The sequence below is a fragment of the Peribacillus faecalis genome (assembly GCF_014712675.1).
Classification (GTDB): Bacteria; Bacillota; Bacilli; order Bacillales; family DSM-1321; genus Bacillus_AD; species Bacillus_AD faecalis.
Genome location: NZ_JACXSI010000031.1, coordinates 26,319 through 42,474 on the forward strand (window position 1 = coordinate 26,319; position 16,156 = coordinate 42,474).

Sequence of the window (16,156 nt, forward strand, 5' to 3'; positions counted from 1 at the left end):
GTGGTTTTATCCCTGGATAAGAAACTGTATGGAAATTGCTTGTGTATATGGGACCCGCCCTTCATTCATGATACGAGTTTAACAATTGTCGAAGCGGATAATCATACATGTAAAATTGTGCTTGCGGGAGATTTGGAGCATCGGGCTATGTAATTTAAGACAGATGACCGGTAGTCATCTGTCTTATTTTTGTCTTTCAATAATCAAGGTATGATTGAAATGCTGTAGTTTTATAGAGAGGATTCCGCTAATTCGGAGTCCTCTTGCTATGTTCTTTACAGGAGTTCCATCTGCTTCCGTAAACTTTTTAATGCTGATCTCCGCCACGATTTTACAACTGTTTTATTGACCTGATAAATGGCGGCAATGTCATCAAGCGAATGATCGTACAAAAATGTATGAACGACCCATCTTTTTTGGAGCTCGGTCAAATTCTTACAATAATGGAGAACAGCATCTGTTTCCTCAATGGTATAAGTGTGAGTGTAGGAGGGCCGGATATCGGATTCCACCAACGAAGTAATGTTGTGTCTTTCATATCGGCCTTCGAGTTGCAACTCATTCAACAGTCTGCCGCGAATCGTCGCATAAGCAAATGTCGAAAAAGCGGAAGAATGGCCATCATATTTGGTGCTTGCTTCCCACAGTGCCTGTAAGGCAACACTGTAAAAATGGTCGAAGTTTTTATAGATTCTCAAGGAATGCATGATTTTATACAACATTGGCTTGTATTGCTCAACTAATCTTTCAAAATGATCCATTAAACTATCCATTCTGAAAAACGCGTTCTTCGTTTATTCCCAGGTGCCTTTACTATAAAGCTAATCGAAAAATGCTGCTAATCAGCGCAGTTTACGTTTGATTCTCCAAACATCATGTACGGCCTAATTAAACGTTTTGTTTGAGATTAGATAGTGAAAGTTTGAGTATTTCTTATAGGGAAAGGAATTTTTCTTATGAATTGTGGTGGAAAATAGAATATTAGATTTGAGTTGGCTTATATATTAAATGATTCCAAGTTGGATTGTGCCTTTGGACACCGAATAGCGTCTTGGCAATTTGGAGGGAATAAAAAATGGCCATCCGTTCAATAAAGAATGAAAGGCTGGCCATATTTGCCTGGATGTACCAGGAGGTAAAACTAAACCAATAGCAGTTTGAAGGAATTAACGGCTTTAATTTTCTTTGTAGAAAGGTAAAACGAGTATTGAAAGCGAAACAATACGATGTGGAAAAAACTTCTTGAAAAAGGAGAGTAGCCGAATGTTCAAGCTTTACTGTAGAACTTATCAATTCATTCTTAAATTTGTTGCGTATTTCCTCCCTTGGCGCAAGCCTGAGCTTTTAGAAGGGAAAGGGAGCCTGAGCCGTTTGCCAGGCAATATTAAAAAGCAAGGGATTAGACGTGTACTGATTGTGACAGACAAAGGTATTACTTCATTCGGTTTGGTGGATAAAATGATAGATGGACTAGATGCAGAAGGAGTACAATATTTTGTTTACGACCAAACAGTACCGAATCCGACAATCGATAACATCGAAGAGGCGCTTGTAATCTATAAAAAGAATCAATGCAGTGGTATTATCGCTTTCGGCGGTGGTTCGCCGATTGATTGTGCCAAAGGTGTAGCGGCTCGTATCGCAAGACCGAAAAAGCAGATTCCTCAATTGAAGGGGCTCCTAAAGGTGAGAAAAAGCATACCGCCGCTTTTTGCCGTGCCGACCACTTCCGGAACAGGCAGTGAGGCGACAGTTGCCGCGGTGATTTCCGATAAAAGAACGAATGAAAAGTACGCAATTAATGATCCATCGCTTATTCCTTACGTGGCGGTGCTCGATCCACTGCTGACGGTTAAGCTTCCGGCGCATATAACTTCGACGACTGGCATGGATGCGCTAACTCATGCGATCGAGGCGTACATCGGCAATAGCAATACTGAGGAGACGAGGGAATGCAGCAGAGAGGCGGTACAGCTGATTTCCGAAAATTTATATGAGGCGTACATTAATGGCAGCAATTTGACTGCCCGCAAAAACATGCAGCGTGCAGCTTACTTGGCGGGGATTGCTTTTACTCGTGCTTATGTCGGCTATGTGCACGCCATCGCTCATACATTAGGCGGATTTTACAATGTACCTCACGGGCTTGCTAATGCGGTTATTTTGCCACATGTGCTCGAATATTATGGCAGCGCGGCACATAAGCCTTTAGCGGAGCTTGCCGATGAGGCGGGAGTTTGTGAAGCTTCGGATTCGATTGAAGAGAAGGCGAACAAGCTGATTGACGCCATCAAGAAGTTGAATGAGGATATGGATATTCCAACTACAATAAGCGGCATTAAAGAAGAGGATTTGCCGGTGATGATCGAGCGGGCATTAAAGGAAGCAAACCCATTGTACCCGGTGCCGAAAATTTTAGGAAAACAGGATTTGCTGAACCTTTACAAAATGATAATGGAATAGCAATCAGGGCCTGTTTCGGCCCTTTTTTACTGTTTCTTACTCGCAGGTCGCTTCCGCTTTTCGGTTCCCATATGGCTCTTTTTTCATCGAGGCGAGTCTAAGGACTATACATAAGATGAAAAAGGACTGGTGACACTTTTTCTAATTTGTAACGGAGTGATTCGGTCTCTTTTCTTTAGTGAAGATGCCAATCAAAAAAAGTGTAAGCCCAATCAGGAAAAAGATTGGGAACAATACCCACATCAGCATGTCTGCTCGGCCATTCTGTACAATAATCGCATATATCAAACCGACTGAAAAAGACAAGGACGGTGCAATGGTTACCATAATGGTAATGCCCCAAATGATGTTTCTCCATTTTTTCGTCTTTTCGTTACTGAGGAAAAAAGCGATCGACAAGCTGACCAACATAATCGAGATTGCAAAGTAAATTGCTGCCATCACTATACCTCTCTTAATTTCCGAAATTTTCCTACATTATATCAAATTTCCTTCGTCATAAAAACACTGTTTGGATCTTCTATATAACCGGAAAACGGCTTGCAATAGCGAAATCCGAAGCTTTCATACAATTTTCGCGCCGGTTCAAATGCCGCCATTGAGCCAGTCTCCAGACTTAAACGGCTCATACCACGATTTACTGCCTCTTGGATAATGTGCTCTAACATTTTCCGTGCGACACCTTTTCGTAAATGATGAGAAGACGTGCGCATCGATTTAATTTCACCGTGCTGTGTATCCAGCATCTTCAATGCACCGCAGCCGATGAGTTGTCCATTTTCCCAGGCGCTCCAAAAGGTGATGTCAGGCTTCTTTAAATGCTCCAAGCTAAGGGCATGTATGCTTTCTGGTGGGGAATGGAGCGTCATCGAATAGAGATGTTCGTTAATCAGGTGTGCCACTTCAGGTCCGCTTAAGTCATCCACTTTAATTTCCAAATCCTTCATCTCCTCATCGAGTTTGCGAGTATCATACATGAAAAAACAGATACTGTGAATAAGCCAAAAGCAATTTATTATCTCTCTTTAGCATAAATTGTTAATATGGAGTAAATACATGATTGAAAGGAAACAAAATAATGAAGACTCAACTACCGGTTTCAGCTTTGAATCTGGCGCCGATTCGCCAAGGGCAAACGCAGTCGGATGCAATCGAAGCATTGGTTGACTTGGCGCAAGCCGTCGAGGAAATGGGATATATCCGCTATTGGATTGCCGAGCATCATAATTCACCATCACTCGTCAGTTCAGCGACAGCGATCTTAATTAAACATACATTGGAGCATACAGAAAAAATTCGCGTCGGCTCAGGTGGAATTATGCTACCGAACCACGCGCCGCTAGTTGTGGCTGAACAATTCGGCACGATGGCAACGATTTATCCGGGACGCGTCGACTTAGGACTTGGCCGCGCGCCGGGAACAGATATGAGGACCGCGTCTGCGCTGCGCCGCAACAAAAGCGATTCGCTTTACACATTCCCGGAAGATGTGCAATCGCTGCTTGACTATTTCGGTCCGGAACAGAAGCAAGGGCATGTGAAAGCTTATCCAGGTGTCGGAACCAATGTCCCGATTTACATTCTCGGCTCATCGACAGACTCTGCGTATTTAGCGGCGAAACTCGGCCTGCCGTACGCCTTTGCCTCACACTTCGCGCCGCAGCAAATGGAGATGGCGATGATGATTTACCGTGAAAAATTTCAGCCGTCCGAATATTTGAGCGAGCCATACATGATGGTGTGCTTAAACGTGATTGCTGCTGAGACAGATGAGGAAGCACGTCGAGAATTGACAACAATGCAGCAATTTTTCCTGAATGTCGTGCGAGGGTCAAGCAGCCCGCTGCAGCCACCGGTCGACAGCATGGACAACATCTGGATGCCGCATGAAAAAGAAGCCGCCCAATCAATGTCACGCCTGACCTTCTTAGGCAGCAAAGAAACCGTCCGCGATCAATACAAGCGCTTCCAGGAAGCTTATAACGTCGATGAAATCATGGTCGTATCATACATATTCGACCCCGATAAACAAAAACGTTCCTATCAGATTTTTAAAGATATTGTTGATGAATAGAAAAACCGTCACCGATCCTTTTTCATTTTTGACTTTGCCTCTTGAATTCACTTCAATGAAAAAGGAGCCATGCGGGAACCGAAAAGCGGAAGCGGCCCGTTCAGCCCCGACCTGCATAAGACGAATCACGTAGGAAATTGTAAAATTTCTGAAGTGATTTGGCTTATGACCTCGAGGGGCTGGCCGCTGCAGCTAGACAAAATCTAAGAAGGAACAGCGACTAAAAGCGCTACGTCCTGTAGCAACGTCGCTGTGACTCTCATCCTGAGAGCCCCACACGAGAAACCCGGTTTTGGTTTCTGGGGTGGGGTGGCTTAGGCCCGAGCATGGCAGGTGTAAGGTTAGACATCGAGAAAAACCGTCACCGGTTGTAAGGTTAGATAGCCAGCTAAAATCAAGAATATATGCTTCTTTTTAAATGAACTTCGCTTGCGCGGGGTTCTTTTGTTTGAAAATTAATTAGGAGGGGGCATACATGCTCCTTCTATTTTTTTGTTCGGTCGGCTTAATTATTTTCAAAAGTGGAAGAAAAAACTTTAAATGTGGAAGAATCTTAAAAATGGTGGGCGAATTATCTCTAAATTGGGAAGAATCGCAAGGAAAAGCGGCTTAATTAAATTCAAATTGGGTAGAATTCGCGTTAAGCGAATAGCGTAATTTATATTTTGGAGTCGAAATATTCTTTGTATAAACCTATTGTTGGGATTCTCAAGGGAAGCGAAGCAAGGTGAACGCAGGGCAGATTACAAGTTTGGTGCCTTTAAAGTGGTGGGATTCCAGTTATATATGGCATTTCTTTCAATAATCATCCTGGAGCTTCTGAATGCTCCATTTGGCAATATTATAACTTCCATTCCTATTTTGGTACTATAGAAGTACGAGATTAATGAAAAAGAGGAATGACCATGATTAATCAAATCGTTTTAGATTTTTTACAAGCTTATATACTTAAAAAGGATGAGCAACTTGATATTAGTGAAATAGAGGGAAAAGAGACAATCGATGTTCCAATTGTGAAGCGGACTGAACGCACATTTCGTGTGCTGGGCATGTTGACTTTATCAATAGAATCATATTCATTAGCGGATAGTCCAGATGAAGAGCTTAAGACGTACCATTTCACACCGAGAAAAAAACTAGCTCTTGATGATCAGCGTATTCAAGTTAAACGATGGATGGAGCAAGGCTGGATCATGAAAGAAGTGCGTTTTAGGAAGGATGGGAAAACAGTTGAATCAATTTGCTATAGAATGGGCTACCGCCTTTTTCAATATGAAGAGAATAAAAGATTGAAAAAGTTGAAAGCACAGGAACAAGTCTGGAAGGAATTAGAGGAAAAAATTGAGCATATATCGTTTGACTTAGAGATGCTAAATACTAGTAGAAGAGAGGCCATACTTACTTTGAAAGAAATGGCATTGCAAATGGCTAAGAATCAAGGAGGAATTATTGAACAGTGGACGATGGATAAGCGTCTGCGTTTTTTGCATTTCACTGTTGCGCTTCTGCAGATTAGTGTGCAAAATCGAGATTTTGATTGGAAAGAAATCGGCGCGCTGTACTATAAACGGATTGGTGGTTCAAAAGAATTTGACCGAAATAAAGAGGAATTTATCGAGCAAATAGAGGATTACATTGGATTTCCGTTAAACGTAATTGGGCTCACAAGCTTAGGAAGAATTACGCCACTGTTCTTTGCCGGTCAATTGAAGGGGCGGTTTGCAGCATTTCAATATGGTCCTGTCCATGCCTTAACAGATTTGGCAATTGCAGAAGAACAGTATGAGACGAATGCAAAAACACTGTGGTTGGTGGAGAATCGGGCTATTCTAACAAGAATAGCAGCTGAAACAGGCTTTCTTGAAGAAAATCAAACGCTTATTATATGTAATGATGGTCACCTCCGCTCTTCCCATAAAGAAGCCATCTCTCAAATTATCAGTAATAGCTCACTTCTGCAAGTGATCCTTTGGACTGATTATGATCGAGATGGCCTTCAAATCGCAAGGGAATTATATCAAATCATTGGTGAGCTTCCGTGTAAATGGATTAGCCCTGATGGTAATGTGATAACGGATTGGGAAGTCTATGAGACGGAAATGCATCTATATCTAGAACATAAGCAGAAAGAACAGGAGCAACTATTGGGAGGTGCTGAACAATGGAAAAGGTGGGTTCATCATTAATATCGATCTTTGAGGAAGATCAGTCCGCTCCGGAAGTACTGCAGTCGATGCGCGATCTTGTATCTTTATCTGGTGTATTAAGTGAACTAGGACCGGCAAATGCATTTTCGGTACCAGGTGAAGTGCTGCGGTTTTTACGAATCATTCAGTTAATTAATGAGGAAGCATTGGGACTTAGTGACCCAATTGAAAACAGTGATACATTGTATTATCGTTATCGCAGCCGTTTTATTGATAGTGAACCGCCTTCGAAAAAAAGAGTAGCACAAATTGTCACTGTACTAGCTAAGTATAATTGGATTTCCAAGCAATCGAAGCAATTGAAAATGCGCAGTTTGGGAAAACGTATGATGGATGCTTTAATTCGATTAGCCAATGATGGCCTTGCCTATTACATGCATGATGAAATTGGTCGCTCGCTTTTTCAGGCGAAACGGGATGCGGAATTAAGCGAAGCCTATGACGATCGCGGCATTTCAGGAGGAAATAAGATTGCCAGTCTCATTCGGAATGTGGAAAATGCCATCGCATTACTAAAGGAGAGGGAGCTAGAACTGTTGGCTGACCGGAATGCACTTCCACAATTACAGATGATTCATGATTTGATGAAGGAGCTCGAAGATAAGCTGCAGGAGCGTCTTCGTAAGTTTCAGACGCTTGAGGATAGTCTTGTACTAACAAATCTGATGCAAAAAGGAACGGCTGTACTGGCGGAAGGGACCAATTTAAGTCTTGGCATGATTAATAAATATTTAAAGTTTACGAGTATGAAGCAAACACCTTTTGCTTCAATGATCCGCCCTGAATTGGTTCGTTCCTTCATTACATCAATGTATGATCCTCCTCTTGACTCTGATATTCCGAATGTTTATCAGCTATTTAGTTTCATGGAGCAAAATCAATATGAGGATGAAGGAATGGATGGTTTATGGATTCCGGTAAAGTTTGCCTCGCCGCTATCTGCAGAAAACATTGAGGAAGCAATTGATTTTATTGAAACATATGAACCGGTAATTGATTCAATTACAGAGGAGGAAGATGACATCATATACACTTCTGAGGAAATTTTGCAGGAAGAAATGAAGGATGTATTCGGTGAATCGAAATGGTTATTGACGAAATCGATGATTCAAACGGATGTAATTGAGCATTATTTGCAAACGGTCGAGCAAGCGTCAATGGAACAAGTTGTAATCGAAGCAACGTCAGATCGCTGGAGTGATGCTGTTAACAGCATCACCGCAATATCTGCTCTTGTAAGCAACAAGCAAATTACTATAGAAGAAGCAGAAGAAAGTCCAAACAAAGATAAAATCTATCATAAGGAATGGGAGTGGATGAATGATGCCGATGGAAGAGCAACCATTCGATCAAAACGAAAACAAGAGTCATCAACAGCAAATAGAGAGTGAGAATTATCAAGAGGAGTCGGTGAACGTCAATCCGTTAAATGCAATGGCTTCTTTAAGAGGTATATTGTCAGAGAACGAAGAGCTTGTATTTATGAATATTCTTTTTTCTTCATCAGCATCGATTCGCTCGGCGAACTTTGGTTTATCACGAAAAGAAGTCGAGAAGCAATTGAAGATACAAAATGATGAAGCGGCATTTGAGTCTTTTTTAATGCGTGTCAATCAGGCGGTCAGCCGGTATTTTCAGCTTATTTATGATGAACGCCGTGATCAGGTGATTGCTATGATGCGTGTGCCAGCCAAAGCAGCTCGCAATACACTTTCAAAGGAAAGCTTGGCGATTCTTCTTTATATGTTCTATCAGCAGGAAGTTTTACAGCATGAATTCACGCTGTTTGATCAGCTGTTAAACGCGTTTGGACATGAAACGACGAAAGCCAATCAACGGATATTGGCGAATCTCGATCCATTGAAGCGAATTGGCGCTATCGAAGAATATGATACCAATTCAGAAGAGCGGGCGTATGTTATGACAGCGATTGGTTCTCATATGTTTTCAGATTCCTTTCTGCGCAGGACGGCGGAGTTCAGCCAATCGACACAGCTGAATAAGGAAGAAGTGCTGAAATTCTTCAAACGCTATAACTTATATAAGGGAGGCAATCAGCTATGATTCCATGGCGAATGCGCTTTGCCGGCATTCGGGATTATGGTCCGACAATGCTTGGTATGGAAGGTATCGATGAACATATTATGATAACTGGTCCAAATGGGTCCGGGAAATCGACGATAACATTTTGTATGGGAGCTGTTTTGTATTCTAGCAAAGTGGAGATTGAGGGTTTAAAATCTCGTAATCTATTACCAGAGCAAATATGGAAGGCATCTATAGATTTATTGTTCTATAATGGCGGACAGCAGAAAATCGATGCGCCTCCTTATATTGAATTTTCATTAAAAATTGTCCAGGAACCTGGACAGCCAATTAAGAAGGAGTTTTACATTTCTAGCGGTGACGTCATCGATCAATGGGAAAGTATCATCAAATATACGTCAGGAGACCGTTACAATAATTTTTCAGCGTATCGAAAGGATTTACAGCAAAAGTATAAAATTGATCCGGACCTTTTCTATCTTATTTGGTATCAGCAGGAGGTAAACCAATTTGCTGTCATGCACCCTGAAGAGCGCTTCCGTATTTTTAGTGAAATGCACGGCATTAATAAAGCACAACAAAATTGGGAAGAAAGTATGGAAAAGGTGAAGGAAGCTGAAATCACCTTGCAAGTGGCAGATACGAATGTGAAAAACCACCGAACAAATCTAAATTTACTTCGAACTGAACGAGATCGCTTCCGGGACAACCAGAAAAGACTGCGTGAAGGGGCACAATTGTCAATTGAAGCGCTACTGCAATTGGAGCAGCACTATAAGCTTGAGATTAAACGTTTAGACGAATTACTAATCGAGCTGCAGGAAGATATAAAAGAAGCGGAAGAACATAAAGCTCAGTGGTTGATTCAATTAGAATTGCAAAAGGAAAAGCTAGAAGATTATAAGCTGGAAAAAGAGCAAAATAATGAAAGTTATGAGCAGGAGAATGAGGTTTTAGAAAAATTAAAGACACAAGAAGAGGAACACTTGGAAGAAAAAGTGCACTTAGAGAATGAGCTTGAGGAAATAACCGAGCAGCAAAAGTTGATTCGCCATACAGAAGAAGAAGTGTACCAGTTATTGACGGCTCTTGAGCAAAAACAGATGGAAACGGGAGAGCAATTCGATCAAGTAAGGGGGCAACTTCAAAAGCAAGAGGCGAATAAGCAGAAAAATGATGAACGGATAGCCGAGCTGCGACATCAAATTGAACGAGATCACAAACTTGAAGCAGAGCATCAGAAACTGTTGCGCCAATATGAGAGCAGCCATAATGTCCAAAGAACGATTAAGCAGTTAGAGGAAGCCATTGAAGAGCATAAGAATGAAAAATATGAAAAAACGAGGATGCTTAATGAGCTTCAGGCTGAAAAACAGCTCTTACTGGAAAAACGCGATTTATCCAAAAGGCAGCAGGAGTCACTTAGCTTTTTTAGAAGTAGAAATATAAAGGCGTATCCTTTACGCGAATTGCTAGAGTTGGATGCAGTTGCAGATGTGAAGCTAGAAAATCGGTTTAATGCGGTTAAGTATACGGTGTTTTTCGAAGGGAAGGAAACGACGCCGCCTAATGATTTGTATCATGTACCGTTAATGAATATTATTCCTGAAATGTACGTGAATGAAATTCCTGAATTGCAAGTAAGGGTGAGGGAGCAACTTTCTGCTGAACTGCAGCCGCAGGCACTTAAAGCATTATGGTGGCTACAGCAGTTTTTTCATGAAAAGGAAGTTTACATCAAAGATGATGTATTGTACGATTCGATGGGACTTAGAGGACCGCAAGAAAGAGACAAATATATTTTAAGTGAAAAAGCGATGTTTGTCCGTAAGCAAGAGGTAAACAAGCAGATAGGTCTTATTGTAAACAGGCTAGAAGAAATTTCACAATTAATTAGCAATAAAACAATTCACCTGCAGCAGTTAAATAGTGTGATTCAGCGCGTGAAAGAAGCTGAGGCTTTTATAACGAATTTATTGGAGCGCGAGCAAAGAGTGAATGATCTACAAACAGAATTACAACGACAACAGTTACTGAAGGACAGTAAGGCAGAATTAGAGAATCAAAGAGAGCAACTGTTGCGCTTGCAAATAGAGCAAGAACAGCAACATAAGCAGTTGCAGCTGGAAAAAGAGTTTTATGTGAAGCTAGGTAATAGGAAAGAACAGTATGAGCGGCTAATGAAATTCAAAGCAGAGTTGGAATTAATTAAGCAAAAGATAAACTACTCTGGCAATCAATTGGAGATACTTGAACGCCAAATCTCTCATTTTGACAGAAAGATGAAGGCCGAGCAAAAACATATTGAGGATACAGAAGGTCAAATTACAGGGGTACAAAAAAATATTAATTCCATTGAAAGGCAAGCAAGAGACTGTAAAGAAGAATTGGATTTGACGCAGCAAGAGCTTATTATAATGATAGGGCAATTAGAGGAATTAAAAGCTGTAATACCGGAATTGTATGAAGAATTTTCCTCTCATTATGTTGCTATGGATAAGTTCTCTGAACGCATTCTGAAGCAACAACTTCAAAACGGGGAAATTCGTTTCAATAGTGCTCGTACTGAAAGTAATATTGATCCTGCTGCCGAGGAGAATTTTGAGAAGGCGGAAGAGGAATATAATCGTTTGCATAGAGAGTTTCAACAATCCCAAATTTTGCTTGAAAGCGATAAGGAACGTACGGAGCAACTGAAGGATCAACTAGAAACGACAATCAATATGCGCGTGCTGGAAATTCAAAAACGATTTACAGCTTATATGAGTCAATTCCAATTTCAAGGGGAAATAAGTTGGGATTCACATGAGGATAAGAAAGGTCGAACACATTTTGAACTATTCATTAAAGCGCGGAAAGAAGGACATAGAGGAACGATGGAGGATGTGAGTATTAAAGCTCGGGGCGGCAGAGTCGGCAAAGGCGTATCAGGCGGTGAGGAGTCATTAAGTTCTTTGCTGTTTGCACTGGCACTCCTACAAAATCTCGAAATATCACCTGGATTCATCGTACTTGATGAATTTGACAGCGCGCTTGATGAAGAACGAAAATCTAAGGTGTTTGATTTATATGTACATGAATTAAAACGTAAATTAATTATTCTTACTCCGAAGTCTCATGAGGAAGCGTATATTAATCGCTTTAGAAAAGCCTTTATTATCGACCACAATCCTGCGATACCAAAAAGCAAAGTAATTGGTGTGAAAATGAAGTAATGATAGAAAAATAGTATTGAACTGTGCCTCCAATGTATGAATTGGGGGCATTCTTGTTTAAACCCTCTGTTCTTAAGATGTTAAATCTTTTATATTTCTGTTAGAATGATTTTTACATAATTTACAAAAAATATCACACTTGAAATTAAGGGGCGAGCTTGTGAAAAGGTTTTGGATCGATTTATTATTCACGTTATTTTTACCGATGGTTATTTGGAACGTTGGCAAGGACGCTTTAGGCGATTATTATGCGATATTATTATCGACTGTTCCAGGGTTCATTTACGGGGTGACCATTTTTATTCTCTCAAAACGATTTAATTTATTCGGATTTTTTCTTTTGTTCAATTTATTATTAGGTGGCCTCGTGGATATTCTTTCTGGAAACATGGAAAATATGCTCAGAAACCAAATGTACATAAGCATCGGATATGCTCTTATCATCCTGGTGCTGTTACTCATAAAGCGGCCATTGCCATTATATTTTATTGTCGATATTGCGGTGTCGATGGGGTATGACCGCAAAGAGAGCATGGATTTTTTTCGACAATCTGACCTTTATAAATTTGTTCTTTTTATGACAATCATCTCAATTGTTCAAAATACTGCCAGTGGGCTGATAAAGGGCTTCTATCTATACATGGATGGCGCAATAGAGTATACGTTCATATTACTGATGCTGCGTATTTCAAGTGGGATATTTTTCGCAATCAATGGTGTGTTAATCGCTCTTTTAATGAGAAAAGTAAAACAATTTCGTTTGGGAAAAACTGCTCCTTTACATTGAAAATACAACAAAATATATTAGAGATATTGTTTATCATCATTATTTTGTGATCTACTTAACAAAATGAAAAAACTGCTTTTTATTTCATAAAATCAACATCCTTTTTGTTATATTGATAATGTTATTTTACGGTAATAGAAAAAGAGTTTATATGACGATCAAACAAATTCCACATAGGATGAAGAATGAATGATGAAATTTAACGACAGTTTGAAGAAAAAATCAGCTTTTTTCTTGGTAGTTTTGGGCCTTTTAGTTTTCTTTATTGGATGGGGAGTATTTAGGGCATTTTATTTAGATTACCATGAAAAATATGTTGTGAAGTCTGTTGTCAAGCTTTTCGAATACATGGACAATCATTATGAAAATAAGGATGAAGCAATCGAATGGGTATCTCAAACATTGAACATGCATGTACATGAGATTGAAAGTATAGATAGATTTAACACGCATGTCCCGTCTGTTTCAGATGCGGAGCAAATAAAGATATCAGCTAGTGATAGAAAAGAATTGGAACAAGGCAATCATATCGTAAAAAACTATAAAACGAAGGATTTTGGGGTTAATATGTTGACGATTTGTTACCCCGTTATTAAAAACGGTAACATAGACAGTCTCTTGGTTACATATATGCCTGTCAATAATCCGCAGCTGACACCGTTCGGCATGCCGTTGCGGATAGTCTTAATCCTGACGATGGTAGCGTTTGTAACTTTTTATTTCGCTAAGAAATCGTTCGGAAAATCCTACAATCAATTGCAGGACCTCAAAAGGGCTACTAAAGAAGTATCGAAAGGGAATTTTGATGCGAAGCTTTTGAAGAGCAGTAAGGATGAACTTGGGGAAATCTTTGATATTTTTAATGAAATGTCCACTGCCTTAAAGACAGGCCGAGAACGTGTCATTGAAATTGTTGATGATATCTCTCACGAACTCAAAACACCTCTCACGTATATTAAAACCTACAATCAAGCCTTGCTGGATGGGATCATCCAAGATCCGCAAGAGCAGTATAAGAGCTATCTGCTCATTGACCGTGAGACAAACAGACTGCAAAAATTGATCCAAAGGTCACTAGATTTTACGAAGCTGGATGCGAATGTTGTTGATCTTTACAAACAACCTATCGTCTTTGCCCAATTAATAGAAGAGATGATGGTGAAGTTTGAGCCGATTTTTCAAAAACAGCAGATTCAATTTGAGATGGACCTCGATTATGACGTCATCATTGATGGTGATGAAGATAGGCTTGAACAAATCATTCAAAACATCGTTCAAAATGCGATTCGCTATACAAAGGAAAATCCGCGCATTGAAATGAAACTGGAGAAACAAGGAGACAAGTGCATACTATCCATCGCAGATAATGGAATCGGCATCAGCGAGAAGCATCTTGCTGTCATAACCAATCGTTTTGTGCGTGTCAAGAAAGTACGTTCTAGCAAGGAATCCGGAACAGGTATTGGATTGTCCATCGTAGAAAAATTGATGACTTTACACGATGGTGAAGTGAAGATTGAAAGTGAACTTGGTGTCGGTACGACGTTTAAGTTGATTTTTCCTTGTATGGCATTAGATGAATAGATGAAAGAGAGGGGCGTCTCGTGAGACGCCCCTCTTCGTATAGCTTCTGTAATAAATGAACGAAAAAATAAAATTTACTTCATAAATTCAACAAATTTTTTTGCTACTTTGAATTAGATTGTGTACGGATTGAATAGGTTAGAAAGGTGTAAGATTTATGAGAAAGACATCACTATTTATAGCGAATTGTAGGGGAGCTTCTAATTTCAGGGGAAAATCCGCCTTGTTTTTGATTACTATGGGTCTCTTCACATTTTGCCTTGGAGGATGGCTTTATAGAGCGTTCTACTTAGAGTTCCATGAAAACTATATAGAAAAATCTGTGATTGAGCTATTTGAGTACATGGAAGAGGATTTTGAAAATATTGAGGAAGCAATCGAATGGACATCCCGAGCAATAAATATGAGATGTTATTACTTTGAAGATGTAGACGATTTTATCGCCAATGTCCCATCTTATGTGAATCCGGATGATGTGCTTTCTTATAGTGAGCAACAAGAAATAGAAAAGGGTAATTATATCGTGAAAAATCTGAAGACAACAGATTTTCAGATTAATGTTTTGGCATTCTATTATCCGATTGAGGAAAACGGAAAGGTAGAACATCTTTTGGTTACATATCTGCCTGTCAATAATCCGTCTATAAAATCAATATGCATTTCACTAATCGGTGCTTTATTGGCAATGGTTGTAGCCTTAATGACATTCTGGTTCGCTAAGAAGTCATTTGGACGGTCGGACGATCAATTACAAGAAATTAAACAAGCTGCGAAAGAAGTCTCAAGCGGCAATTTTGACATAAAAATAGGGAAGAACAGTAAGGATGAGCTCGGTGAAATTATCGATGTATTTAATCAAATGTCCACAGCTTTAAAAATAAATCAAAAGCGTCTCAAAGAGTTCTTAGAAGATATATCCCATGAAATTAAAACACCGCTGACATACATAAAAACGTATAATCAAGCTTTGCTCGATGGACTAATCCAAGATCCGCAAGAGCAGTACAAAAGCTACAGGCTCATCGATCGCGAAACGAGCAGACTGCAAAAACTTATCCAAGCATTATTGGATTTTACTAAGCTCGATGCAAATGCTATTGAGTTGAACAAACAGCCAATTGTTTTTGCGCAGAGCATTGAAGAAATCATGATGAAATATGAGCCTATTTTTCAACAGCAACAAATTCAGTTTAAGATGCTGTTGGATTATGATGTCGTAATCGAAGGCGATGAAGAAAGAATCGAGCAAATCATTCAAAATATCGTTCAGAATGCCATTCGTTATTCGAAAGAAAATCCTTGTATTGAACTGAAGCTCAGCAGACAAGGAGATGTTTGTACATTGTCAATTTCCGATAACGGAGTTGGTATCAGCAAAGAGCATCTCTCCATCATCACTAATCGGTTTGTACGCGTCAATAAAGTACGCTCGCGTAAAGAATCCGGAACAGGCATCGGCTTGTCGATTGTAGAAAAACTGATGATTCTTCATGGAGGAGAAATGAAGATTGAAAGTGAACTGGGTGTAGGAACAACTGTCAATATGACATTTCCCTGCATTGAAATAGACTAAAAAAGCAGAGGGGCTTCCCCTCCGCTTTTTTTTAGGAAATTATAAAAATAGTATTCATCTGAAACTGACTGCAAATTCATGAGTATGAGCAATACCAAAAGGACCGGTGACGGTTTTTTCTGTGAAAATAAAAAAACTAAACGAAGCAAGTAGCGAAGAAAAGTAAGGAGAAAACAAGTGGATTTCAAAAAATGCCCAATCTTAAGA

General features: G+C 39.9%; 12 protein-coding genes. 9 read left to right on the forward strand and 3 right to left on the reverse strand.

Annotation, left to right across the window (positions count from 1 at the left end):
* Positions 1–275 precede the first annotated feature (275 nt).
* Entirely contained in the window at positions 276–761 is a 486-nt protein-coding gene (locus tag IEO70_RS13000) for a sigma-70 family RNA polymerase sigma factor (protein WP_190998804.1), read from the reverse strand.
* A 502-nt stretch (positions 762–1,263) separates the two neighbouring features.
* Here IEO70_RS13000 and IEO70_RS13005 point away from each other — a divergent pair.
* A complete protein-coding gene (locus IEO70_RS13005) occupies positions 1,264–2,463 on the forward strand; it encodes an iron-containing alcohol dehydrogenase (protein WP_190998805.1) in 1,200 nt (399 codons plus the stop codon).
* A gap of 141 nt (positions 2,464–2,604) precedes the next feature.
* On the opposite strand, the gene IEO70_RS13010 is transcribed toward IEO70_RS13005, so the two are convergent.
* Positions 2,605–2,904: a hypothetical protein gene (locus IEO70_RS13010; RefSeq protein WP_235973607.1), complete on the reverse strand. Its 300-nt coding sequence runs from the start codon at positions 2,902–2,904 to the stop codon at positions 2,605–2,607.
* Between the two features lie 41 nt (positions 2,905–2,945).
* A complete protein-coding gene (locus tag IEO70_RS13015; protein ID WP_190998806.1) occupies positions 2,946–3,401 on the reverse strand; it encodes a GNAT family N-acetyltransferase in 456 nt (151 codons plus the stop codon).
* Between the two features lie 140 nt (positions 3,402–3,541).
* Between IEO70_RS13015 and IEO70_RS13020 the strand changes: the two genes are divergently transcribed.
* The 8 genes from IEO70_RS13020 to IEO70_RS13055 all read left to right on the forward strand — a co-directional run bounded on the left by IEO70_RS13020 (position 3,542) and on the right by IEO70_RS13055 (position 15,949).
* The gene (locus IEO70_RS13020) at positions 3,542–4,537 is read left to right on the forward strand and encodes an LLM class flavin-dependent oxidoreductase (RefSeq protein ID WP_190998807.1); all 996 of its coding nucleotides are present in this window, start codon (positions 3,542–3,544) and stop codon (positions 4,535–4,537) included.
* 905 nt (positions 4,538–5,442) lie between these two features.
* Positions 5,443–6,723, forward strand: a complete 1,281-nt coding sequence (locus tag IEO70_RS13025; protein WP_190998808.1) for a DUF2399 domain-containing protein — start codon at positions 5,443–5,445, stop codon at positions 6,721–6,723.
* Positions 6,699–8,135, forward strand: coding sequence for a hypothetical protein (locus IEO70_RS13030; protein ID WP_190998809.1), 1,437 nt, complete (start codon positions 6,699–6,701; stop codon positions 8,133–8,135). Before IEO70_RS13025 ends, IEO70_RS13030 begins: the two co-directional genes overlap by 25 nt.
* Before the next feature lie 43 nt (positions 8,136–8,178).
* The gene (locus IEO70_RS13035) at positions 8,179–8,808 is read left to right on the forward strand and encodes a hypothetical protein (protein WP_190998816.1); all 630 of its coding nucleotides are present in this window, start codon (positions 8,179–8,181) and stop codon (positions 8,806–8,808) included.
* Positions 8,805–12,005 carry a coiled-coil domain-containing protein gene (locus IEO70_RS13040; RefSeq protein WP_190998810.1) on the forward strand — a complete coding sequence of 1,067 codons (3,201 nt, stop codon included), beginning with the start codon at positions 8,805–8,807 and terminating at the stop codon, positions 12,003–12,005. The genes IEO70_RS13035 and IEO70_RS13040 overlap by 4 nt, the downstream gene beginning before the upstream one ends.
* A gap of 160 nt (positions 12,006–12,165) precedes the next feature.
* Positions 12,166–12,792 (forward strand): VC0807 family protein, encoded by a 627-nt coding sequence (locus IEO70_RS13045; RefSeq protein ID WP_190998811.1) that lies wholly within the window; start codon positions 12,166–12,168, stop codon positions 12,790–12,792.
* A 189-nt stretch (positions 12,793–12,981) separates the two neighbouring features.
* On the forward strand, positions 12,982–14,376 hold the full coding sequence (locus IEO70_RS13050) for a HAMP domain-containing sensor histidine kinase (RefSeq protein WP_190998812.1): 1,395 nt from the start codon (positions 12,982–12,984) through the stop codon (positions 14,374–14,376).
* Positions 14,377–14,599: 223 nt separating this feature from the next.
* Positions 14,600–15,949, forward strand: coding sequence for a HAMP domain-containing sensor histidine kinase (locus IEO70_RS13055; RefSeq protein ID WP_190998813.1), 1,350 nt, complete (start codon positions 14,600–14,602; stop codon positions 15,947–15,949).
* The last annotated feature ends 207 nt before the right edge of the window (positions 15,950–16,156 follow it).

What these genes read in the sequence shown, in the direction of transcription:
- IEO70_RS13020 (WP_190998807.1), top strand. Translation starts at nt 3,542, where the DNA reads ATGAAGACTCAACTACCGGTTTCAGCTTTGAATCTGGCGCCGATTCGC.
- IEO70_RS13030 (WP_190998809.1), top strand. Translation starts at nt 6,699, where the DNA reads ATGGAAAAGGTGGGTTCATCATTAATATCGATCTTTGAGGAAGATCAG.
- IEO70_RS13005 (WP_190998805.1), top strand. Translation starts at nt 1,264, where the DNA reads ATGTTCAAGCTTTACTGTAGAACTTATCAATTCATTCTTAAATTTGTT.
- IEO70_RS13000 (WP_190998804.1), bottom strand. Translation starts at nt 761, where the DNA reads ATGGATCATTTTGAAAGATTAGTTGAGCAATACAAGCCAATGTTGTAT.
- IEO70_RS13040 (WP_190998810.1), top strand. Translation starts at nt 8,805, where the DNA reads ATGATTCCATGGCGAATGCGCTTTGCCGGCATTCGGGATTATGGTCCG.
- IEO70_RS13035 (WP_190998816.1), top strand. Translation starts at nt 8,179, where the DNA reads ATGGCTTCTTTAAGAGGTATATTGTCAGAGAACGAAGAGCTTGTATTT.
- IEO70_RS13025 (WP_190998808.1), top strand. Translation starts at nt 5,443, where the DNA reads ATGATTAATCAAATCGTTTTAGATTTTTTACAAGCTTATATACTTAAA.
- IEO70_RS13010 (WP_235973607.1), bottom strand. Translation starts at nt 2,904, where the DNA reads ATGGCAGCAATTTACTTTGCAATCTCGATTATGTTGGTCAGCTTGTCG.
- IEO70_RS13050 (WP_190998812.1), top strand. Translation starts at nt 12,982, where the DNA reads ATGATGAAATTTAACGACAGTTTGAAGAAAAAATCAGCTTTTTTCTTG.